Genomic DNA, 22,338 nt, shown 5'->3' on the forward strand with positions numbered 1-22,338 from the left:
GCGAAGGGTTGGACCTGTGGACCAGAACGTGCAGTACGACGCGGTGATCGTCGGCGCCGGATTCGGCGGGATGGGGGCCGCGATCCAGCTCAAGCGGCTCGGCCTGACCAACCTCGCGATCCTCGAACGCGAGGACGACCTCGGCGGCACCTGGCACGTCAACCGCTACCCGGGTCTCGCCGTCGACATCGCCTCCGTGACGTACTCCTACTCCTTCGAGCCGAACCCGTACTGGTCGCGGCTGTTCGCCCCCGGTGCCGAGCTCAAGCGGTACGCCGAGCATGTCGCGGACAAGTACGACCTGCGCCGCCACATGCGCTTCGGTGCGGTCGTCGAGGGTGCCCGCTGGGACGAGGACGCGCAGCGGTGGGAGATCTCGATCGAGGGCGGCGAACTCGTCACCGCGAAGTACCTGCTGACCGCGACCGGGTTCCTGTCGCAGCCGCACAAGCCCGACATCCCCGGCATCGATTCGTTCGAGGGCAAGGTCATCCACACGACGGCGTGGGACGACACCTGCGACCTGAGGGGCACCCGCACGGCGATCATCGGCACCGGGGCGACCGCGGTCCAGCTGATCCCCGAGGTGGCCCGCAAGGCCGCCGCCCTGACGGTGTACCAGCGGACCCCGATCTGGGTGCTGCCGAAGATCGACACCCCCATCCCCGGCCCGGTGCAGCGGCTGTTCGCCCGGGTGCCCGCGGTCCAGCGCGCGGCCCGCGGGATCAGCTCGGGGATCCTCGAGGCCGTGATGGTGAGTGCCGTGCTGCACTACCGGCAGACCAAGCTGCTGAACAAGGGCGCCGCCGCCCTCTCGCGAATCTTCCTGCGCGCGAAGGTCCGCGACCCGAAACTGCGTCGTCAGCTGACCCCGGACTACGACTTCGGCTGCAAGCGGCCGACCTTCTCCAACAGCTACTACAGCACCTTCACCAAGCCGCACGTGCACCTCGAGACGGACTCGATCGAGCGGTTAGAGTCCGACGGCATCGTCACCGCGGACGGACGCAAGACCGAGATCGACACGCTGGTCCTCGCGACCGGCTTCAACCTGTGGGACGTGAACTTCCCGGCCATCGAGGTGATCGGGCGCGAGGGCCGTAACCTCGGAAAGTGGTGGCGGGACAACCGATTCCAGGCGTACGAGGGTGTGGCGGTGCCGAATTTCCCGAACTTCCTGACCCTGGCGAGCCCGTACTCGTACAGCGGGTTGTCGTACTTCACCACCATCGAGTCGCAGATGGCGCACATGAAGCGGCTGTTCGGGGAGCTGCGGCGGCGCGGCGCCGATGTCTTCGAGGTGACCGAGGCGGCGAACGCAGGCTTCCTGGATCGGATGACCGAGAAGCTGGACGACTCGGTGTTCTACGGGGGCAGCTGCCAGACCGCGCGCAGCTACTACTTCAACCAGCACGGGGAGGCGGCGATCCTGCGGCCGACCTCGACGGTCAACGCGTTCCGGGAGGCAAAGAGCTTCCCGCTGGACGACTACACGATGCGGCCGTACGCGGCGGCGGAGTGAGGGCGGGGTAGGAGGCACACCCCCCTTGGCGAGTTCGCACCCCTATTCGGCGTGCAACGCGTGTGCGTTCGCGTCAAAAGGTGTGCGGGGGCCGGCACCTGGTCCCGGCGGGCGCTACCCGAGATACTGCGCCCGCCACGCCAGCACCCCGGTCCCGACCGCGACGGCCACCAGCAGGACCACCCACACGAACCGCGGCAGGTGGCTCAGCGACCGCAGCTGGTCGAGATCCGAACGGCCGGAGCGGGTGCGGGCGGCCTCGACGATCGTGTGCAGGTTGCCGAACAGCAGCAGCCAGATCGCGCTGTACGCGAAATGCAGCTGCAGCGTGGGGGATCCGTAGTAGGCGACGACGCCGATCGCCGATCCACAGACCACGAGCACCAGCAGCCCGAAGATGTTGCGGATGAACGGCACCATCGCGACGATCAGCGCGACCGCGCCCCACAGCAGCACCGGGAGCTGACCGGCCGCGATCAGGAGCGCGCCTGCCAGACCGAGCAGCGAGGGCGCCAGGAAGCCGGCCGCCGCGGTGAGCACCATGCCGGGGCCGCGGGGCTTACCGCGCGAGAGCGTCAGGCCGGAGGTGTCCGAGTGCAGCCGGATCCCGGTGAGCCGACGGCCCGTCGCGACCGCGGCGATCGCGTGCCCTGCCTCGTGTACGAGCGTCACCGCGTGCCGGGTCAACGACCACAGCGGGCTGAGCAGGACCAGCGCGGCGGCGATGGCGATGGGGAGGTAGGCCGACCACTGCGCCCAGTACGAGTTCACCCGACCAGCGTGCCAGGCCGCCGTGGCGAACTAGCATCAGTACCGGGTCGCGATGTCCGAGGGTGGAGGGGCTCGATGGAAGCTGTCACGGATTCGACCGAAGCAATCCCCGACCCGGGCCGGGTCATGGTGCGCAGTGAGTTCGCGCCGCTGCGGACCGTCGCCGTTGCCCAGTCGCAGCTCCGCCCTCCCGACGAGGTGTCGGACAGCGAGGTGTCGTTCCTCGGATCCGAGGCGCGGCCCCTCCTCGAGAGCATGCTCGGCCGCGATCACGCCGACGTCTTCCCCGACCGCCAGCGGCTGTGGGAGTCCGAACGCGAGAACCTGTGCTCGGTGTTCGAACGCTACGGCGTCGAGGTCCTGAGGCCGCGGATGCTGACCGACGCGGAGAAGGCGGCAGGCGGCTCGAACGGCTACGCGAATTTCTTCGTCCGCGACCCCTGGTTCACCATCGGCGACATCGTCGTCGAGGGGAGCCTGCGGCTGCCGCACCGCCGCCTCGAGGTACTGCCCAGCCGCGAGATCCTCACCACCAGGGCGCTCGACGGGCGCTGTTCCTACCTCGCGCTGCCGCAGCCCGCGGTTCCTGACGGGGCGCCGGGCGACCTGGGCGCCGGGCCCTTCCTCGAGGGTGGTGACGTGCTCGTGTACGGCAAGCACGTCTTCGTCGGCAACTCCGGGCTCGCATCCAACGACCTGGGGATCCGCTGGCTGGAGAAGCTGTTGACGCCGCTTGGCTACACCGTGGAAACCGTCCGCCTCGCGCCGAACTTCCTGCACCTCGACTGTGCCCTCGGCCTGATCAGGGAGGGGCTGTTGGTGGCGTGCCCGGACGCCCTCGTCGACGGCCTGCCCGCCGCGCTACGCGACTGGGATCGGATCGAGATCAGCGAGAGCGACGGTATCGACCTCGGCACCAACGGCCTGCCGATCAGCCCGGAGGTCTACCTCACCGATCCGGTCTTCCGTCACATCGGTGACCGGATCGCCGAGCACGGCGTCACAGTCGAGTACGTGGACTTCGCGGTCACCCGCAGCTTCGGCGGGGCGTTTCGGTGTACCACGCAGCCGCTGCGGCGGGAGTGAACTCCGACGCCTCGGTCGGTCTCAGTCCTGGATCCGCCGCCACGGACGGGCCTCCTCCAGCTCGAACGCGAGCTCGAGCAGGGTGCGTTCGTCACCGTGGTCGGCCGAGAAGTGCGAGGCCAGCGGCAACCCCGCAGCGGTCTCGTGCAGCGGCAGCGAGATGGCGGGACCGCCGGACGCGTTGTTCATCGGCGTGAACGCGGTGTAGTTCACCAGCCTGGTGAACAGCTCCTCGAAACTCTGTGCCGGAGAGAGGTATCCGAGCCTCGGGGTGGTGTGCGCGAGGACGGGCGAGAGCAGCACGTCGTACTTCTGGAACAGCTCCGAGTACTGCCGATGCGTGCGCCGCAACCGGTACAGCACCTGCGGCGTCTTCGCGATGTTCTTGCGGTACATCGCATCCAGCCCGCGGGTGAGGTTGTCGGTTTTGGACTTGTCGAAGTCCGGTCCGAGCATCCGCTTTCCGCTCGCGCATATCGCGAACGACAGGAATCCCCAGTAGTTCGAGAAGTCCTCGACGAACGACCGATCGACCGGCAGCGGCGCCTCCTCGACATGGTGACCGAGCTCGTCGAGCAGGTCCGCGGTCTCGGTGACGGAGGCGCGGGTCTCGTCGTCGGTGGGGATCCCGGTGATCGAATCGATGATCACACCGATCCGCAGGCGGGTGCGCCCCGGGCCCTCGACGAGCCGGATGGGCGGGAGTTTCGGATTGCGGTAATAGGTTTCGGCGGCGGAATAGAACCGAGCGGTGTCCCGGACCGACCTCGTCAGCACGCCCTGGGCGACGATCCGGATCGGCATCGCCCGGTCCGCCGGGTCCGCGACCGTGCGCCCCCTCGTCGGCTTCAGGCCGACGAGGCCGCACGCGGCCGCGGGGATCCGGATGGACCCGCCGCCGTCGTTGGCGTGCGCGAACGGGAGTACCCCGGACGCGACCAACGCCGCGGATCCGCCGGAGGAGGCTCCGGAGGAGTACGCCGGATTCCACGGGTTGTGCACGGGCTCGGCAGACGCGTACTCATTGGAGGCGCTGAAACCGAATTCCGGCAGCCTGCTCTTGCCGATGGGGACCGCGCCGGTGGACAGGAACTGCCTGGCGAAGTCGCTGTCCGCGCGGGCGGGTCGCGCCACGAACGCCGCACTGCCGTGATTCGTCGGAAGGCCCGCGAGGTCGACGTTGTCCTTGACGATCGTCGGGACGCCGGCGAAGACGCCACTGTGCGGATGGGCAGCCCTGGTCAGGGCGCGATCGAAGTCGGGGAAGGCGATCGCATTGAGGGAATCCCTGACGGACTCGGCGCGCTCGACCGACGCCAGCACCGCCTCGTGGGAGGACAGCTCCCCGGAGGCGATCAGCTCGGCGATGCCGGTGGCGTCGAGGTCGCCGAGGGCGTCGTCGCGGAAGGCGTGGATGCGTGCGTCGTCGGTCATCGGGTCCTCGGATCGGGTTGCCTGCACGGCCGACCGGCGGTGTGACCGGCCGACTCCGAGATTAACGCGGATCCACCTCCCGCAGACCGTCCTCGGTGAGTTCGAGCCACCGGGTCGCCGCGATCTCCCTGAGGAAGGGCAGGTCGTGACTGGCGACCACGAGCGCGCCACGGAACTCGGCCAGCGCCGAGGTGAGGTGCGCGAGGCTGGGCAGGTCCAGGTTGTTGGTCGGCTCGTCGAGCATCAGCAGCCGGGGTGCGGGCTCGGCCAGCAGGATCATCGCCAACGCGGCGCGCAGCCGTTCCCCTCCCGAAAGGGCCGATGCCTGCGTGTCGGCCGCATCGCCGCGAAACAGGAACCGGGCCAGCCGGGCCCGGATCTGCTCCTGCGTCGCGTGCGGCGCGGCGTCGGCGACGTTCTGCGCCACCGTGCGGTCGCCGTCGAAGATGTCGAGCCGCTGCGGAAGCGACCGCCACGGCACCCGTGGGCCCGCATCGGCGATCGCGCGTAGCAGGGTGGTCTTGCCGATCCCGTTGCGTCCGACCAGCGCGATGCGCTCCGGCCCGGACACGGTCAGCGACACCGTCGGCCCGCAGGCCAGGGTGACGTCCTCGAGTTCGATGACCTGCTGGCCCGGGTGGACGGCAGTCTCCGGCAGGTCGATTCGGATCTCGCGGTCGTCGCGGATCAGGTCCTCGACCTCGGTGAGGGTCTGTCGGGCCTCCTCCAGCTTGTCGATGTGGCTGCCGCGGAGTTTGCCCGCCGACACCTGGGCCTGACGCTTGCGCTCGCCGGCCAGAATTCGTGGGACACTGCCCTCCATCTTCTTCCCGTACCGCACCCTGCGCGCGATCTTCGTCTGCGCCTCGACGAGCTCGCGGCCCTGCTTGCGCACGTCGCTGCGGGCGTCGCGGACCGCCGCGCGGGCCGCCTCCTGCTCGGCGTCGATGGTGGCTCGGTAGGCACTGAAGTTGCCGCCGAACATCCGCACCTCCCCGCGGCGCAGCTCGGCGATGGAGCCCATCCGCTCGAGCAGCTCGCGGTCGTGGCTGACCACGATCGCGGTGCCGGGGAACTGTCCGACCGCCGTGTACAACCGGGCCTTCGCGGCCGGGTCGAGGTTGTTGGTCGGCTCGTCCAGCAGTAGCACCTGCGGGTCGCCGAGCAGCGCGGCGGTGAGGCCGAGCAGCATCGTCTCCCCGCCGGACAGCGTGCCGACGGTCCGGCCGAGCGCGTCCGTCGAGGGGGCGATGTGCGCGAGCCCCAGCCGGTCGAGCGTGGCGACGGCGCGTTCCTCGATGTCCCAGTGTCCGGCGGCGACGGCGAAGTCTTCGTCCGTGCCCGCACCGGATTCGATGCGGTGCAGTGCCTTTCGCGCAGACTCGATGCCGAGAATGGCGTCCACCCGTCGGTCCGGGTCGAGGGCGAGGTCCTGGCGCAGGTACGCCAGCGACCCGTGCACGGTCACCGAACCGCGGTCTGGGGTCAGCTCGCCGGCGATCAGCCGGAGCATCGTGGATTTGCCTGCGCCGTTCAGACCGACGAGTCCGGTTGTGCCGCTGCCGAACACGGCGTCGAGGCCATCGAAGACGGGGTCGCCGTCGGGCCAACTGAAGGTGAGATCGGAAAGGGCGAGGTAGGGCTGGGCCATGGGTGCTCCTAGAGGTGGGTTGCTGTGCGACGGCGTGCACGAGCACGCGACGCGATGCGTTCACTACCTCTGAATGAGCAAGGGCCCTTCTCCGATCGTCGACGACAAGACGTCCACCACGATAGGACGACCCCGGCGGTTCGACAAGGGAATTATGAGCGGCGCCTCAGATGTTCGGTCCCTCGGACCGCAGTTCGTCGACCCGGCCCATGGCTTCGCGCAGCTCGGCGAGCCACTGTTCGCTGTGCTCGCCCGCGAGCTTGACCGCCCAGGTCAGCGCATCGGCCCTGGATCGGGCCACCCCGGCGTCGACAAGGGTGTCGAGCACCCGCCGCTCGGGCTGGCGCAGCCGGGTCATCACCGGCACCGCCAGATGGGTGAACAGCACGTGCCGTTCGCCAACGGTGACCCCCCACGCGACCTTGCGCCCGTAGCGGGCCTCGGCCTCGTCGGCGATCCGCATCCGGTCAGCCCTCGTGGTCTCCCGGAACCGGGAGATCCGGCCGTCGACGGCGGCCTGGGAGGTCTCCTCCGGCGCGGGCAGCTCGCCGGTGACGACGATCTCCTCGCGGTCCACCACCACCGTGGCCGGACCGGTGAACCAGTCCTCGGGTAGTCGTCCGGCGAACCACTCGCTCGCGTCGCTCGCGTCGGGGATGTCCGCCTGCTGCCACCCGCCGGGCCGCCCGAACCTGCGTCCGCCGTGTCCTGTGTATCCCATCGAACTCACCTCGAAGGTTGCGATGATTACTTGATTACAGTCATACGCCCCTTTCGAGAATTGCGCCACAGACAATGGACCCCGCGTCGGTATCGATGCGGGGTCATCGTCAGATCGGGACAGGGGCGAACGATCTCCTAGCCCTGCGACAGTCCCGGCTGGGTCTGGATCTTCCCGGGGCCACCGGCGGCACCGCCTGCCTTCGCGGGCATGTGCCATTCGCCGTCCGCGCCGCACACCAGACCGTGGCTGACGTCACCTGGCTTCTTGTTGATCACCGTTTCATTGCCCTGGTCGTCGGTGTTCACGATCGGGCACGGCCCCGTCGGGCCGTTCGGGCCGATGGGGCTGCTGGGCTCGGCGTTGGCGACGGACGCCGCCCCGAAAGCGCCGAGGATCGGAAGGGTGGCGATGGCGACGGCGGCAAAGGTACGACGGGCGTTGAACATTCAGTATCTCCTGGGGTGGTGGTGAGGTGTCTCGGTGACGGGTACAACTCTGCCGAGCCCGGCCCCAGCTCAGAAGCAACCCAAGGGTGCGGCGCAGCCACCCGGGGAATGGAGTCCCGCCACCCCAGGATCGGCACGTTCTCGAGGGCGTGAGGTGCCAGAACTGCGCGCCGACGCCGGAGCCGCCTAACCTCGAGGCCATGCGGATGAAGCTGAGTGTGGCGGGGATCGCGGTGTCGGCGCTGGTGCTGGGCGGATGCACCATCGGGCAGTCGGAGTCGGAAACGGAGATCGCGGCCCAGCAGTTCGCCGACGCGCTCACCCAGCGGAACGCGCAGGCGGCTGCGGACCTCACCAGCGACCCTGCGGCCGCGAAGGCCGCGATCAGCCAGATGTTCGACGGCCTTGCCGCCAGGGATGCGACCTTCGTGGTCGCAAGCACCGACAGCGACGCGGGCACCTTCACCCTCGATGCGGACTGGACTCTCGGCGCCGAACCCGAACCCGAACCCGAGGCGGAGTCCACCACGACGCCGACGGCCGGCACGACGAGCGCCACCCCGACCGCCGAGACCGACTCGGCACAGACCTGGAGCTACACCACGACCGGCGGCGGCAAGGCCGTCGCCGGCGGCGGCAAGATCCCGTGGGACCCGCAGTTGCTGGCGCCCGGGCTGACGGCGGACACCACGCTGCGCTACACCACCCTCGCCGGTGGCTCCCCACAGGTGCTCGACGCCGCAGGCCGCCCGCTGATGAGCGAGCAGACCGTCACCCTGGTCAATCTCGACCCCGCGACGATCGCCGACCCGGCCGGCACCGCCGCCGCGGTCGCGCAGCTGGTCGGCCCGGTGGCGCCCACGGTCACCGCGGCCTCGCTGCAGGCGGATCTGGCCGGAGCCCAGGGCAAGACCGTCACCGCGATCACGCTGCGGGACGCGGACTTCCAGCCGATCGCCGATCGGCTCGCCGCGATCCCCGGCGTGCAGCTGGTGAAGCAGACCCGGTTGCTCACCGCGGACAAGGCCATGACCTCGCCGACCCTCGACGGACTCCGCGAGCTGTGGCAGCAGGGCCAGGATGCCTCCGCGGGATGGGCCGTACAGCTGGTGAGCGCCAACGGATCCGCCGAGCGACTTGCCGGTGCGGACGGCACGCCCCAGCCCGACATCGCCACCACCCTCGACCCCGCGATCCAGGGCGCCGCCCAGGCCGCCATCGCCGACCTCCCACAGCAGGCCGCGATCGTGGCACTACGGCCGTCCACCGGCGCGGTGCTCGCGGTGGCGCAGAACCCGGCCGCCACCGCGCAGGGGCCGATCGCGCTGACCGGTCTGTACCCGCCGGGGTCCACCTTCAAGACGGTCACCACTTCCGCAGCGCTGCAATCGGGTTCGGTCACCCCCGACACCGTGCTGCCGTGCCCGGGCAGCGCGAACATCGAGGGGCGCACCATCCCGAACGACGACAACTTCGACCTCGGTTCGGTGCCGCTGCACACCGCGTTCGCCCGTTCCTGCAACACCACCATGGGTGCGCTCGCGGTCGCGTTGCCGCCGACAGCACTGCCCCACGCCGCCCTGCAGTTCGGTCTCGGAGTGGACTACGTGACCCCCGGGCTGACCACGGTCACCGGCAGCGTGCCGCCCGCGGACACCCCGGCGCAGCGCGTCGAATCCGCGATCGGACAGGGGCAGGTGACCGCGACGCCGTTCGGGATGGCGCTCGTGGCGGCTTCCATCGCCAAGGGCTCCACGCCCGCGCCGACGCTGGTCGCGGGGATGCCGGGCGTCGCGAACACGACACCGGCCCCGGCGCCCCCGCAGGTCACCGAGCAGCTGCGGACCATGATGCGCGAGACCGTCACGGCGGGTACCGCCACCCAGCTCGCGGACATCGCCGACCTGCGCGGCAAGACCGGCACCGCCGAGGTCGGCGATGCTGCCGCGCACGGTTGGTTCGTCGGCATCGACGGAGACGTGGCCTTCGCGGTGTTCGTTGCGGGGGCGGACAGCTCGGCCCCAGCGGTGGACGCGGCCGGACGGTTCCTACGACCGATCCAGGCCCAGATCCCGCGGTGATGGCGATACGGCCGACGGGCGTGTTCGGTTTGCCGTTCTACGGCTGAATCAGCCCCTGGACCGCACGACAGGGGCGTCTCGCGGCGCGGTTCAGATGCACCAGACGAGTGCGGCGGACCCGAGCGGGACACTGAAGCACAGGGCAACCGAGCCAAGGGCCGGCGTAGCGGCGACGGTGTCGCTCGCGGAGGCGGCGGGGGCCGCGAAGACTCCGACGGTCAGGGCGATGGCGGTCGCGGCGAGGGTTTTCGTGATCTTGGTGGACATTGTGCTCACACCTTTGAGTGGGACGAACCTTCGGTCGAGCCACCCCTCATGGCTCTCAACCATCGTCCGCCCGAGGCGTCACCGCGCACAAGGGTCCGGCCGCCTGCCGCTGTCAGTGGACTCCGCGCATCATCCGGCTGATCCACGGCGAGAGCAGGATCATCACGACGCCGACCGAGATCGAGGCCGCGCCGACCCAGGTGAAGTACGGGGCCTCGTCGTTCTCGTTGTAGTACCTCGCCAGGGTGCCTGCCATCGACGACCCCAGTGCCACCGACAGGAAGAAGAGCGCGACCATCTGGGTGTGGAATGCCTTGGGCGCCAACTTGGTCGACAGCGAGAGCCCGACGGGGGAGAGGAACAACTCCGCGAAGGTGAACAGCAGCAGGATGAACATCAGGCCCAACAGGGGGGTGCTGTTCGGCCCGCCGCCCGCGAACGGCAGGAACGCGAGGAAGGCCAGGCCCATGATGATGGTGCCCGCCGCGAACTTGAGCGGCGAGGACGGCTGGCGGGGGCCGAGCTTCGTCCAGATCGCCGCGAACACTCCCGCGAAGATGATGATGAAGACCGGGTTGATGGACTGCACCCAGGAGGCCGGGAAGTCCCAGCCGAACAGGTTGCGGTCCAGTCGCTTGTCGGAGTAGATCGCGACGACGGTGAACTGTTGCTGGAACAGTGACCAGAACGCGGCGCTGGCCAGGAACATCGGGATGAAGGCGATGACGCGGCTGCGCTCGGTGCTGGTGATCTTCTTGCTGGTCAGGATCACCAGGAAGTAGGTGATCGACGCGACGATCGTCAGGCCGACGACCACATCGGAGAGGTTGTCGGTGGTGATGGCCCCGATCAGGCAGAGCGCGAGGATCGCGAGGATCGCGACGGCGCCGATGGCCGCGTACCGCAGCCGCTGCGCGTGCGGCATCGGGTTCAGCGGCCGCTCCCCGATCCCGGCGAGCCGCTTGCGGCCGAGCGTGTACTGGATCAGGCCCAGTGCCATGCCGATCGCGGCGAGCGCGAATCCGACATGGAATCCCCACTCCTTCTGCGCCCATCCGGTCAGCAGCGGGCCGACCAGTGCGCCCAGGTTGATGCCCATGTAGAAGATCGAGAACCCGGCGTCGCGGCGGTCGTCGTTCTCGGCGTACAGGTCGCCGACAAGGGAGGTGGCGTTGGCCTTGAGTCCGCCGCTGCCGACGGCGATCGCGATGAGGCCGACCCCGACGCCCGCCAGGCCCGGGATCACGGCAAGGGCGATGTGGCCGCACATGACCAGGACCGCGCTGTAGAAGAGGGTGCGCTCGGATCCCAGGATGCGGTCGGCGATCCAGCCACCGAGGATCGTGGAGAGGTAAACGGTGCCGCCGTACGCGCCGACGATGCTGGTCGCGGCGGCCTGGGAGATGCCGAGCCCGCCGTCGGCCACCGAGTAGTACAGGTAGTAGATGAGGATGCCCTGCATCCCGTAGAACGAGAACCGCTCCCACATCTCGACGCCGAACAGGTTCGCAAGCGCCAATGGCTGGCCGAAGAAGCCGTGGTCGGCCTTGGGATCACGGGGCGGCGAAGTGAGTTCGCTCATCGCCAAACTTTCTCATGAGTGGGTGGTGCGGGGCGGGCCTCGAAGCCAAGTTGTTAGGCGACGGTCGAGCGCTTCCTGACCGCGGCATAGATCGCGCGCCAGCCCAGCAGGAACGCCGCAAGCACGCTGGTCGCGACGATGATGAAGCTGAACGCGGTGCCCTGACCGCTGATGACCCGCAGGACCATCCCGACCACCACCGTGCTCAGCCAGATGATCACCCCGGCCGGTACCACCGAAGCGGGAAGCGACTTGTTGCGGTACAGCGCCTCGTTGGCCAGCCAGCCTGCCGCCAGTCCGCCGAGGAACGGCCATGCCGTGGTCGCCAGCCCGGCGAGGGCGTTCGCCTCGTCATGGCTCCGTCGGCCGATCGCGCAGAACACGACCACCAGGACGATGTCGACGGCCAGGACGGCCAGGACGGGCGGGCGCTTGTTCACGGATTCAGGGTAGGCCGCGGATCTCCAGGCGCCGAACCGGGAGGTTCCCTCTGACTGGGACAACGATGTGATGCAGGTCTCGCGGCCGCCTACCTTGGGCATACCAAGACGGTCCGGTCGAGCCGACGAATGCCGCCCTGGCGGGCGGCGGTGTGTGAGAGGTGCAGAGATGGTGCAGTGGAACGAGACGTGTGACGTGCTGGTGGTCGGGTCGGGTGGCGGCGGCGTCACCGGCGCCTACACCGCGGCCCGCGAGGGCCTGGACGTGATCCTGGTGGAGGCCACGGACAAGTTCGGCGGCACCACGGCGTACTCCGGCGGCGGCGGGGTGTGGTTCCCGTGCAACCCGGTGCTCAAGCGCGCGGGCACCGACGACACCATCGAGGACGCGCTCGAGTACTACCATGCCGTCGTCGGCGATCGCACCCCTCGTGACCTGCAGGAGGCGTACGTCCGCGGCGGCGCCCCGCTGATCGAGTACCTGGAGCAGGACGAGAACCTCAAGTTCGAGATGCTGCCCTGGCCGGACTACTTCGGCAAGGCCCCCAAGGCGCGCCTGGACGGTCAGCGGCACATCATGCCGTCGGTGCTGCCGGTGGCCGAGGCCCCCGAGCTGCGCGAGGTCGTGCGCGGCCCGCTGGACGTCGACCGGCTCGGAGCGCCCGCGCCCGACGACTACTTCATCGGCGGACGGGCGCTGATCGCACGCTTCCTCAAGGCGATCGAGAAGTACCCGAACGCCACCCTGAACCTGAACACCGCGCTGGTCGAGCTGGTGGTCGAGGACGGCGCAGTCGTGGGTGCCGTCGTCGAGCGGGATGGCGAGCGGATCGCGATCGGTGCCCGCAAGGGCATCGTCCTCGCGGCAGGCGGTTTCGAGGGCAACGACGAGCTGCGGCAGAAGTTCGGGGTGCCGGGCGAGGCCCGCGACACCATGGGCCCGTGGGCGAACCTCGGCAAGGCGCACGAGGCGGGCATCGCGGCCGGTGCCGACACCGACCTGATGGGCGAGGCCTGGTGGTCGCCGGGTATGACCCACCCGGACGGCCGCTCCGCGTTCGCGCTGTGGTTCACCGGCGGCATCTTCGTCAACCAGGACGGCAAGCGGTTCGTCAACGAGTCCGCGCCGTACGACCGGATGGGCCGCGACATCATCGCCCAGATGGAGGACGGCACCGCCACGCTGCCGTACTGGATGGTCTACGACAACAAGGAGGGCGAGGTGCCGCCGGTCAAGGCCACCAACGTCTCCATGGTCGAGGCCGAGAAGTACCAGGCCGCCGGCCTGTGGCACACCGCGGACACCCTCGAGGAGCTCGCCGAGAAGATCGGTGTGCCTGTCGGGAACCTCATCGAGACCGTCGCGCGGTTCAACGGGTTCGTCGCCGACGGCGTCGACCCGGACTTCGGCCGCGGCGACGAGGCCTACGACCGGGCGTTCTCGGGCGGTGAGCCGCCGCTGGTCACCATCGATCAGGGGCCGTTCCACGCGGCCGCGTTCGGCATCTCCGACCTCGGCACCAAGGGCGGGCTGCGCACCGACACCGCGGCGCGGGTGCTCGACCAGTCGGGCAACCCGATCCGGGGCCTGTACGCCGCGGGCAACACGATGGCCGCGCCGAGCGGCACCGTGTACCCCGGCGGCGGTAACCCGATCGGTACCAGCATGCTGTTCAGCCATCTCGCGGTGCTGGACATGGCGGCGGGCAGCTAGAAACGCGAGAACGCCCCCGTCGCGACCCCAGGAGTTGGGTCGCGACGGGGGCGTTGTTGCGTGTGGGGGATCAGGCCTGCAGGCCGGCCTCGATCTCCAGGGTGATGGTGATCTTGTCGCCCACCACGGCGCCGCCGCCCTCGAGCGGCATGTCGATGCTGATGCCGAAGTCCTTGCGGTTGATGACGGTGCTGGCCTCGAAGCCGGCGACCGGTCCGTGGCCCATGCCCGGGTTCACACCGTTGAACTCGAGCTTGAGCTCGACCGGGCGGGTCACACCGTGCAGGGTGAAGTCGCCGTCGACCACGAAGTCCTCGCCCTTGGCGCGCACGCCGGTGGAGGTGAAGGTGGCGGTCGGGAACTGCTCGGCGTCGAAGAAGTCCGCCGTCTTGAGGTGGCCGTCGCGCTGCTCGTTGTCGGTGGTGATGGACGAGACCTGGATCTGCGCGTCGACGGACGGGGTGCCGTCCTCGGCGACGGTGATGGCGCCCGAGAACTCCTGGAAGCGTCCGCGGACCTTGCTGACCATCAGGTGCCGGACGGAGAAGCCGACGGTGGAGTGGCTGGGGTCGATGGCCCAGGTGCCGGTGGCCAGGGTGGGGAGGGCGATGGCGGTGGTCATGTGGACTCCTCGTAAGTAGTTCAAATTTCAAGCATGTGCACCGTCCAACGGTGTCGAGGACGCGGATATTTCCCGGGCCCATGTGACCTGCGACACACAGAACCGCCGGCCGAGGGAATCGGCCGGCGGTCCTCCTGGGATCACCCGATGAGCGCCAGGGTCAGTCGAGCGTCGCCGCGGCGAGCACCGCCCGCAGTGCCGACGCCGTGACCGACGCCTCGATGCCCATGCCCCACTGCGTCTTGCCGTTCATCCGGCACTGGGCGAACGTGATGGCCTGTCCGCCCGCGCCCTCGGCGACCGACTGCAGTGACATCGCGAGCACCTCGACCGGACAGCCGTGGTCGGCCAGGATCAGGGTCAGCGCCTCGACCGGCCCACTTGCCGAGGCCTCTCCGTTGACCTGCATGTCGCCGAGCGTCGCGCGGACCGTGAGATGGTCGCCGTCCCCGAGATGTTCGAGCGACCACTTGTCGAGGGCGCCGTGGTGGGCGTACTCGGCTGTCAGCAGCTTCCACAGCTCCTCGGCGGTCACCTCACCGCCGCCGTCGTCGGTGGTGTGCTGCACTCGTCGCGCGAAGTCGATCTGCAGCGCGCGCGGCAGGTCGAGCCCGTAGCCGGTCTGCAGCAGATACGCGACGCCGCCCTTGCCGGACTGGCTGTTCACCCGGATGATCGCCTCGTAGTCGCGGCCGATGTCGGCGGGATCGATTGGCAGGTAAGGCATCTCCCACGGCTGCTGCACGGGTTCCACTCCCGCCGCCTTCGCCGTCGCGTTGTGCTTGGTGAACCCCTTCTTGATCGCGTCCTGATGGGTGCCCGAGAACGCCGTGAACACCAGGTCGCCGACGTACGGGTGGCGCGGGTGGACATCGATCCTGTTGCAGTGCTCCGCCGTTCGCCGCACCGCGTCGAGGTCGGAGAAGTCGATCATCGGGTCGACACCCTGCGAGTGCAGGTTCAGGCCGAGCGTCACGAGGTCCACGTTGCCGGTCCGCTCACCGTTGCCGAACAGGCAGCCCTCCACCCGCTGTGCGCCCGCGAGCATCCCCAGCTCCGCCGAGGCGACGCCGGTGCCCCTGTCGTTGTGGGTGTGGATCGACAGGATCACCGAGTCGCGCCGGTCGAGGTGCCGGTGCATGTATTCGATCTGGTCGGCGAAAACGTTCGGCGTTGCCGTCTCGACGGTGGTCGGGAAGTTGTGGGAGACCGGCCGGTCCGGGCTGGCATCCCACAGTTCGGTGATGCTGTTGCAGATCTCGAGGATGAAGTCCGGCTCGGTCAGGTTGAACACCTCGGGGGCGAACTGGTACCGGATCCCAGGAATGGCGTCGCCGATGCGGGCCACGTACTCCGCGGACTTGAGAATGTGGGCGAGCAGTTCCTTGCGGTCCTGGCCCAGCACCATGGATCGCCACATCGGCGCGGTGGGGACGTAGACGTGGATCACCACGTTTGCGAGGCCGCGCACCGATTCGAAGGTCCGGTCGATCAGATCGGGCCGCGCGGCCGTGAATGCCACGACGGTCACGTCCTCCGGTACCAGGTCGAAGGTCACCAGGTCGCGGGTGAAGTCGAATTCGGCCTGGCTGGACGCCGGGTAGCCGCACTCGATCTCCTTGTACCCCATCCGGACCAACTGCTCGAACATCAGCCGCTTGCGGGCGGTGTCCATCGGCTCGGGGAGGGCCTGGTTGCCGTCGCGCAGGTCGACGGGAGCCCACAGTGGGGCGGCGGTGAGCCGGTTGGACGGCCACTGACGTCCGATGCCGTCGTCCGGCGGTGTCGGCACCCGGTCGAAATGCGACCGGTAACGATGCGAGGGCATCCCGGACGGGACTTGGCGGTTCCACTTCATGTCGGCTCCTGGGGTGAGAGGAGGCGGTCGACATGTCGAATCCCGCGGGGGAGAGGGCCTGTTCAGAACTTTCCGCGGCTCACGGCGTGTCGCCCGTACATGGCATGAGAGTTAGGCTATGTGAGATTGACCACGGCGGAGAAGACAATTGCCCGATTCGGGTAATCGGCACCCCCGCAGGACGCGTGCGGTCAAACTACCCGCTGATCAGCCGTTTTCTCGGTGTGACCGCTCGCCCTTCGGGCTCTCGAGGCCCTCGATCTGGATGGCGGGGGGCTCGTGCAGCGCCCGCTGTTCGCTGCGTTCGAGCTCGACATCGAACTCCAGATCCTCGTGCTGATGGCGTCGGAAGAGGAAGAGGAAGACGATCCAGCCGACGATCGCGACCAGGATGAAGCTCACCCCGCGGTACACGAACGCGGCCGCAACGGCCTGCGAGGCGCTGATGCTGGCCGCCGTGGTGAGGGTGGCGATCAGGGTGGCGTCGACGAAGACCAGGCCGCCGGGCGCGAGCGGGATGGTCGCGACGGCCTTGCCTGCGGCGAAGGCGATAAGCAGCCCGGACAGCGCGGGGTCGGCGCCGATCGCGTAGCAGGCCGCGGCGAGACAGGCGAGGTCCGCGACGCGGTGCACCGCGGACCAGCCGAGGGTGATCGCGCCGTCCCGCTTGCCCAGCTGCACCGACTCGAGCTGCTGGAGCATCTCCCGCACCGCGGACATCCCGGTGTTGGCCGGTTTGTTGCGCATCGCGTTGACGCGCACGAGCACCCAGCGGACGGCCGCCTCGATCGAGTTCGGATGCGCCGAGACGTAGCGGACGGCGAAGATCAGCGCGATCAGACCCGCGATGGAGAAGGTCAGCGTGAAGGGGCTGACCGAGCCGCCGACCAGCAGCGCGCCGCCGACCCCGATCAGCGCCAGCCCGATGCCCGCGATCACACCGGAGATCGCCAGCTGCCACGAGGCCACGACGGGGCTGGCGCCCCACCGTCGGGTTTCCCGGTAGGTGAACGCCGTCGAGAAGACCTGACCGGCGGGCAGCGTCACCGCCATCGCGGTGGACGCGTAGACCACCGAGACCGACTTGCGCTGGCTGACGGTCACCCCGCCCGCCCGGAGCAGCTGCTTCTGGACGCGTCCGTAGCCACTGAGCGAGACGGCCTGCGCGAGGACGCACGCGGCCAGCCAGCCCCAGTGGATCTCGGAGAGCGCGATCCAGGATTCGTGCAGTCGCGGCCACAGGTACACGCCCTCGCCGACGAGCAGGGCCACGAGCAGGACGCCCGCCACCCACTTGAGCCACCAGAACCGCCCGCGTTGGCGGTCGGGTGTCGGCCCCTCCGATGCGTGGGGGACGACCTCGCTCCGGTCGGGCTGCGGCGTTACCACCTGCCCAGCGTAACCAAGCAATTCACTCATCTAGGGATACTGGACCGGCCAGGCGAGGTGAGTGACCCGGTTGCGGCCGCGCAGCTGCACCTGATCGCCCAGCTCCCACTCGGCCTGTTCCTCGTCGTCGGCGAAATACAATGCGCTGGTCGAGGCCAATACCCGGCTCGGCCGCAGCTTGGCCAGCTCGGTCAGCCGCGACGCCTCGTTCACCGGGTCGCCGATCACGGTGTATTCGAAACGCTCGGCGGCGCCGATGTTGCCGGCCACCGCCAGGCCCGCCGACACGCCGATGCCGATGTCGAGGCCGGTGATGTCGTTGAGCGCGAACCGCAACTCCCTGGCCGCGGCCAGCGCCGCGGACGGTGCGTCCGGCCGGTCCAGCGGCGCCCCGAAGATGGCCAGCGCGGCGTCGCCCATGAACTTGTTCACGAATCCGTGGTGCTGGTCGACGACGTCGACGACGACACGGAAGAACTCGTTGAGCAGCCGGACCACTTCGCCTGGGGGCTGTTCGGCCGCCGCGCCCGTCGAGCCGACCATGTCAACGAACAGCACGGCGACGAACCGGGTCTCGCCGCCCAGTTCCGTGCCGAACTGCAGCGCCCGGCGTGCCACGTCCTCGCCGACGTGCTGGCCGAACAGCTCGCGCAGCAGCTTGCGCTCGCCCGCGTCCTTCATCATCCGGTTGAACCCGACCTGCAGCCTGCCGATCTCGCTGCCGTCGAACACCTCCACCTGGACGTCGGTGGCCCCGCGCTGCACCCGCTCGATGGCCCGGCGGAGCTGCCGGATCGGATCCGAGATCTGGCTGGCGGTGAGCATGGAGAGGGAGAACGCGGTGGTGATGGCCAGTCCGGACAGCAGGATGATCGCGATGGCGAGCGCGTTCGTCGAGAACTGCAGGTCGGTGCTCAGCTGGGTCGCGCACAGCAGGATGATCCCGATCACCGGCATCAGGGTGCCCAGACCCCAGGTCATAGCCATCCGGGGCCCGACGCCCGGTGCCAGCAGGCGGTCGAACTGCCCCTCGCTCAGCGCCTTTGCCGCGACCGGCCGCAGGATCCGCTCGCCGAGCATGTAGGTGAACCCGAAGGTGGTGGTCGCCGCCATGCACACCGTCACGATCACGGCGACGGCGAGCTCCGGCATCTCCCATACGGTCAGGAAGACGAAAAGCACGCCACCGATGACCCAGAGAATCAGGTGCACGATCGCCTGGCGGAGCGGGGCGTGCAGCGCGGACATCTGCTCGCCGCGGGTCGGCGGGCCCCCGCGCAGCTGCCAGCGGATCACCGACCGCAGCATCATCGCCGCCGCGCCGAGGCTGACGATCCCGGCGAAGAACAGGTAGATGCCGAAGATGACGACGTTGCGGACGCGATCGGCGATGATCGCCTGGGACTCCGAGATGGGCAGGCCGTACCGGATGAAGGCCAGCACGAGGACCGCGCCGAAGAAGTTGGCCAGGATCATCGAGCCCATGTAGAGCGGCCAGCGACTACGCATGGTCAGCGCGACCGCTCGATAGGAGGATGCCAGCACAGGACCAACTTAGTCGTGCGGTGCCGGTGCCGAGCGCACCGCGTCTACGCGGCGTGACCTGGACCTCACCGCCCGCCCTGCCGCGCCGATCTCCGCCTCCCGCACAACGCCCCATCGGCCGATAGGCTCGCCGGGGTGAGCGCGAACGAGCCGCGATCGGATCTCCCGCCCTACGGTGACGCCAGGGTGGTGCACCCCATCGTGCGGGTGGGCGCCGAATGGACGTGGCGGTTGCTCGTCCTCTTCGCCGGGTTAGTCACCCTCGGCTACCTGATCAGCAAACTGGACACGGTGCTCATCCCCGTCGGCCTGGCGCTGCTGGCCGCAGCCCTGCTCTATCCGCTGGTGGACTGGATGCAGAGCAAGGGGGTGCCACGGTCGGCGGGCGTGGTGGTGGTGCTCGTCGTCGCGATCGGCGTCGTCGCCGGGATCATGACCTTCGTCGTCGAGCAGTTCATCGCAGGCCTGCCGGAGCTGACCGACCAGTTCACCCAGTCCGTCAACCAGATCCAGGATTGGCTGACCGCGGGCCCGTTCCACTTCTCCGAGGACCAGATCCGACAGGCGGGCGATTCGATCGTCAAGTCGATCCAGGACAACAAGGAGGCGGTGACCAGCGGCGCCTTGACCACCGGCAAGGTGATCGGGGAGCTGTTCACCGGCGCGGCGCTGACGCTGTTCACGGTCATCTTCTTCCTGTACGGCGGCGAACAGATCTGGGAGTTCGTCACCCGGGTGGTTCCCACCGCCTCCCGTGAGCGGGTCCGGCTGGCAGGCAGCCAGGGCTTCGGCTCCCTCGTCGGATATGTGAGGGCCACCGTCGTGGTCGCGGCGGCCGACGCGGTGGGGATCGGGGTCGGGCTGGCGATTCTCGGGGTGCCGCTGGCGCTGCCGCTGGCCTCGCTGGTCTTCGTCGGCGCGTTCATCCCGATCGTCGGTGCCTTCGTGACCGGCTTCGTCGCGGTGCTCGTCGCGCTGGTCACGAAGGGACTGATCACCGCCCTGATCACCCTCGGCATCATCATCGGGATCATGCAGCTCGAGGGTCACGTGCTGCAGCCGCTGCTGCTCGGGCGTGCGGTCCGGCTGCACCCGCTGGCGGTGGTGCTGGCGATCACCACCGGCATCGTGCTCGCCGGGATCGTCGGTGGCCTGCTCGCGGTGCCGATCGTCGCGGTGCTCAACACCGCGGTCCGGTCGCTGCTCGCCTCCGATCAGGAGGAGGTGCCTGCGGAAGTGGATGTCGCCGACCCGCGGATTCCGCTCTTCCCGGCGACCCCCGACGAGGGGCCGTGAGTCGGGGCGGCATTGCCGCCGTAAGTCACTGCGGGCCGCAGGAGGACCAGAAAGACTCACGGGCCACCGAGCCGCTGTGGCGGGCCGCGCAGGTGTTCCGGTTGGCCACCCTGGTGTACGCGGTCAGCTACCAGGTCGCGTCGGTGGCGAACTACACGCGGCCGACGCTGAGCTGGGCCATGGTCGCGCTGATGGCGGTGTGGTCGGGCCTCGCGGCGGTCGGGCTGTCCAGGAACGCGGCGGCGCGGACGTGGTTGGTCGCCGCCGACCAGGTGGTGGTCGTGGCGCTGATGGCCTCGACCCGGCTGGTGTCCGATCAGGACTGGTACTCCACGCATCAGACCCTGCCAACGACGCTGTGGGCCACGAACGCGGTGATCTCCGCGGCGATCCTCGGCGGGCCATGGCTCGGGGTCGCGTCCGGGGCGGCGATCTCGGTGGTCAGTGCGCTGGTCCGGGGACAGATCGATCTGGATCTGTGGCGCGACGCCACCGCGCCGGTGCTGATCTCGGTTGGGCTCGCCCTCGGGCTCGCCGCCAACACCGCGCGGCGTTCGCACGCGCAGCTCGAGCGTGCCGCGCGACTGACCGCCGCCGCGGAGGAGCGCGAGCGGCTCGGACGCGAGGTCCACGACGGGGTGTTGCAGGTGCTCGCGTACGTCCGTCGCCGTGGAACCGAGATCGGTGGCCCGACATTGGAATTGGCGACCATGGCGGGTGAGCAGGAGGTGGCGCTGCGGGAGCTGATCTCGGAGCAGGCGGCGCCCGTGCGCGGTGGCGGTGACGTGGACCTCGGGCCGTTGCTGCGCGGTGAGGCGAGCACCACGGTGTCGGTGTCGGCGCCCGCCGTCCCCGTGCTGATGGCGCGGGAGCGGGCCGCGGAGGTCGCGGCCGTGGTGCGCACGGCCCTGTCGAACGTCGAGCTGCACGCGGGCGGTGGCGCGAAAGCCTATGTGCTGCTGGAGGACATCGGCGAGGAGGTGATCGTCTCCGTGCGCGACGACGGCGCCGGGTTCGCCCCCGGCCGCCTCGCCGAGGCCGAGGCCGAGGGGCGAATGGGGGTGTCGCGCTCCATCCTCGGCCGGGTCGCGGATCTCGGCGGCACCGCGACGCTGGAAACCGCCCCCGGGGAGGGTGTCGAATGGGAGATCAGGGTGCGCAAGTTGGCACCGGGGAAGGAGAGAGCGTGACGGAGCCGCTGACGGTCATGGTGGTCGATGACCACCCGATGTGGCGGGACGGGGTGGCCCGCGACCTCGAGGCGGCCGGATTCGCGGTGGTGGCCACCGCGGACGGTGTGACGGCGGCGCGTGCGCGCGCCGCGGCGGTGCGGCCGGCCGTGGTCCTGATGGACATGCAGCTGCCCGACGGAAACGGGGCGCAGGCAACGGCCGCGGTGCTGGCGGCCTCGCCGGACTCGACAGTGTTGGTGCTGTCGGCGTCGGCAGAGCGTGAGGACGTGCTCGAGGCGATCAAGGCGGGGGCAACCGGATACCTGGTCAAGAGCGCCTCTGCCGCCGAGCTGGTGGACGCCGTGCGGGCCACCGCCGCGGGCCAGGCCGTGTTCACTCCTGGACTCGCGGGGCTGGTGCTCGGCGAGTATCGGCGCATCGCGTCCGGTCCGTCCGATGACCGCGCCGCCGAGGTGCCCCGGCTCTCCGAGCGCGAGACGGAGGTGCTGCGGTTGGTGGCAAAGGGACTGAGCGCCAAGCAGATCGCCACCCGGCTCACGCTCAGCCACCGGACGGTCGAGAACCACGTCCAGGCCACGCTCCGCAAGCTCCAGCTCGCCAACCGCGTCGAGCTGACCCGATACGCCATCGAGCGCGGGCTGGAGTGAGCGGCTGCGCCGCCCGTGAGTGATCCGTACCCCGACTGGGGTGCGAAACGCGCACGGGCGGCGCGGCGCA

At 69.4% G+C, this 22,338-nt stretch carries 19 protein-coding genes; 7 read left to right on the forward strand and 12 right to left on the reverse strand.

The window, feature by feature from the left end:
• Positions 1-16: 16 nt before the first annotated feature.
• Complete coding sequence (locus tag RM1_RS07595; protein WP_072750718.1) at positions 17-1,522, forward strand: flavin-containing monooxygenase; 1,506 nt, start codon at positions 17-19, stop codon at positions 1,520-1,522.
• A gap of 114 nt (positions 1,523-1,636) precedes the next feature.
• Here the strand turns inward: RM1_RS07595 and RM1_RS07600 are convergent, their stop codons facing one another.
• Positions 1,637-2,293: a M50 family metallopeptidase gene (locus RM1_RS07600; RefSeq protein WP_072750719.1), complete on the reverse strand. Its 657-nt coding sequence runs from the start codon at positions 2,291-2,293 to the stop codon at positions 1,637-1,639.
• A gap of 75 nt (positions 2,294-2,368) precedes the next feature.
• Here RM1_RS07600 and RM1_RS07605 point away from each other — a divergent pair, with 75 nt between their 5' ends.
• Complete coding sequence (locus RM1_RS07605; RefSeq protein WP_072750720.1) at positions 2,369-3,379, forward strand: dimethylarginine dimethylaminohydrolase family protein; 1,011 nt, start codon at positions 2,369-2,371, stop codon at positions 3,377-3,379.
• Between the two features lie 21 nt (positions 3,380-3,400).
• Here the strand turns inward: RM1_RS07605 and RM1_RS07610 are convergent, their stop codons facing one another.
• The 4 genes from RM1_RS07610 to RM1_RS07625 all read right to left on the reverse strand — a co-directional run bounded on the left by RM1_RS07610 (position 3,401) and on the right by RM1_RS07625 (position 7,634).
• Positions 3,401-4,813 carry an amidase gene (locus tag RM1_RS07610; RefSeq protein ID WP_072750721.1) on the reverse strand — a complete coding sequence of 471 codons (1,413 nt, stop codon included), beginning with the start codon at positions 4,811-4,813 and terminating at the stop codon, positions 3,401-3,403.
• A 61-nt stretch (positions 4,814-4,874) separates the two neighbouring features.
• Positions 4,875-6,464, reverse strand: a complete 1,590-nt coding sequence (locus RM1_RS07615; RefSeq protein ID WP_072750722.1) for an ABC-F family ATP-binding cassette domain-containing protein — start codon at positions 6,462-6,464, stop codon at positions 4,875-4,877.
• A gap of 166 nt (positions 6,465-6,630) precedes the next feature.
• The gene (gene abmR, locus RM1_RS07620; protein ID WP_072750723.1) at positions 6,631-7,185 is read right to left on the reverse strand and encodes an ATP-binding transcription factor AbmR; all 555 of its coding nucleotides are present in this window, start codon (positions 7,183-7,185) and stop codon (positions 6,631-6,633) included.
• A gap of 137 nt (positions 7,186-7,322) precedes the next feature.
• Positions 7,323-7,634, reverse strand: coding sequence for a hypothetical protein (locus RM1_RS07625; RefSeq protein WP_072750724.1), 312 nt, complete (start codon positions 7,632-7,634; stop codon positions 7,323-7,325).
• Positions 7,635-7,840: 206 nt separating this feature from the next.
• Here RM1_RS07625 and RM1_RS07630 point away from each other — a divergent pair, with 206 nt between their 5' ends.
• On the forward strand, positions 7,841-9,715 hold the full coding sequence (locus RM1_RS07630) for a penicillin-binding transpeptidase domain-containing protein (protein WP_072750756.1): 1,875 nt from the start codon (positions 7,841-7,843) through the stop codon (positions 9,713-9,715).
• A gap of 90 nt (positions 9,716-9,805) precedes the next feature.
• Here the strand turns inward: RM1_RS07630 and RM1_RS26355 are convergent, their stop codons facing one another.
• The 3 genes from RM1_RS26355 to RM1_RS07640 all read right to left on the reverse strand — a co-directional run bounded on the left by RM1_RS26355 (position 9,806) and on the right by RM1_RS07640 (position 12,004).
• On the reverse strand, positions 9,806-9,982 hold the full coding sequence (locus RM1_RS26355; protein ID WP_027502587.1) for a hypothetical protein: 177 nt from the start codon (positions 9,980-9,982) through the stop codon (positions 9,806-9,808).
• 112 nt (positions 9,983-10,094) lie between these two features.
• The gene (locus RM1_RS07635) at positions 10,095-11,564 is read right to left on the reverse strand and encodes a peptide MFS transporter (RefSeq protein ID WP_072750725.1); all 1,470 of its coding nucleotides are present in this window, start codon (positions 11,562-11,564) and stop codon (positions 10,095-10,097) included.
• 53 nt (positions 11,565-11,617) lie between these two features.
• Positions 11,618-12,004, reverse strand: coding sequence for a DUF3054 domain-containing protein (locus RM1_RS07640; RefSeq protein WP_245816126.1), 387 nt, complete (start codon positions 12,002-12,004; stop codon positions 11,618-11,620).
• Between the two features lie 169 nt (positions 12,005-12,173).
• On the opposite strand from RM1_RS07640, the gene RM1_RS07645 reads away from it, so the two are divergent.
• Positions 12,174-13,718 (forward strand): FAD-binding protein, encoded by a 1,545-nt coding sequence (locus tag RM1_RS07645; RefSeq protein ID WP_072750758.1) that lies wholly within the window; start codon positions 12,174-12,176, stop codon positions 13,716-13,718.
• 70 nt (positions 13,719-13,788) lie between these two features.
• On the opposite strand, the gene RM1_RS07650 is transcribed toward RM1_RS07645, so the two are convergent.
• The 4 genes from RM1_RS07650 to RM1_RS07665 form a co-directional block, all read right to left on the reverse strand.
• Positions 13,789-14,340, reverse strand: coding sequence for a YceI family protein (locus RM1_RS07650; RefSeq protein WP_072750726.1), 552 nt, complete (start codon positions 14,338-14,340; stop codon positions 13,789-13,791).
• Between the two features lie 160 nt (positions 14,341-14,500).
• On the reverse strand, positions 14,501-16,198 hold the full coding sequence (locus RM1_RS07655) for a 2-isopropylmalate synthase (protein ID WP_027502582.1): 1,698 nt from the start codon (positions 16,196-16,198) through the stop codon (positions 14,501-14,503).
• 207 nt (positions 16,199-16,405) lie between these two features.
• Complete coding sequence (locus RM1_RS07660) at positions 16,406-17,617, reverse strand: lysylphosphatidylglycerol synthase transmembrane domain-containing protein (RefSeq protein ID WP_083576589.1); 1,212 nt, start codon at positions 17,615-17,617, stop codon at positions 16,406-16,408.
• Positions 17,618-19,072, reverse strand: coding sequence for an adenylate/guanylate cyclase domain-containing protein (locus RM1_RS07665; RefSeq protein ID WP_072750759.1), 1,455 nt, complete (start codon positions 19,070-19,072; stop codon positions 17,618-17,620).
• Positions 19,073-19,267: 195 nt separating this feature from the next.
• On the opposite strand from RM1_RS07665, the gene RM1_RS07670 reads away from it, so the two are divergent.
• The 3 genes from RM1_RS07670 to RM1_RS07680 are packed head-to-tail and all read left to right on the forward strand — an operon-like array spanning position 19,268 to position 22,268.
• A complete protein-coding gene (locus RM1_RS07670; RefSeq protein WP_072750728.1) occupies positions 19,268-20,428 on the forward strand; it encodes an AI-2E family transporter in 1,161 nt (386 codons plus the stop codon).
• An 11-nt stretch (positions 20,429-20,439) separates the two neighbouring features.
• A complete protein-coding gene (gene macS, locus RM1_RS07675) occupies positions 20,440-21,618 on the forward strand; it encodes a MacS family sensor histidine kinase (protein ID WP_072750760.1) in 1,179 nt (392 codons plus the stop codon).
• The gene (locus RM1_RS07680; protein ID WP_072750729.1) at positions 21,570-22,268 is read left to right on the forward strand and encodes a response regulator; all 699 of its coding nucleotides are present in this window, start codon (positions 21,570-21,572) and stop codon (positions 22,266-22,268) included. Before macS ends, RM1_RS07680 begins: the two co-directional genes overlap by 49 nt.
• The last annotated feature ends 70 nt before the right edge of the window (positions 22,269-22,338 follow it).

Origin of the sequence: Rhodococcus maanshanensis NBRC 100610 (assembly GCF_001894865.1) — a bacterium.
GTDB lineage: Bacteria > Actinomycetota > Actinomycetes > Mycobacteriales > Mycobacteriaceae > Rhodococcus_G > Rhodococcus_G maanshanensis.